Raw genomic sequence first — 219 nt, forward strand, 5'->3', positions numbered from 1 at the left:
ACCAGCGCCTACCCCGACGACGCCGTCCCCACCACCGCCGACTACACCGGCCGTGGCCGACGACCCACCCCCAAATACCCCGACGAGCCCCTCACCTGCACAGACCTCATCATCGCCGCCGGCCGCGACAACTGCCGGCAGATCACCTGGCGCCACGGCAGCAAACCCAGCCCCGCCAACCCCGACGCCGAACTCAGCGGCCAGTTCAGCGTCCTGACC

The 219-nt window shown here is 70.8% G+C and carries 1 protein-coding gene; it reads left to right on the forward strand.

Annotation, left to right across the window (positions count from 1 at the left end):
• The coding region (locus HH308_RS29490) for a transposase (protein ID WP_211188995.1) at positions 1-219 on the forward strand (219 nt) is incomplete at both ends.

This window comes from Gordonia asplenii (genome assembly GCF_012933505.1).
Taxonomy (GTDB): domain Bacteria; phylum Actinomycetota; class Actinomycetes; order Mycobacteriales; family Mycobacteriaceae; genus Gordonia; species Gordonia asplenii.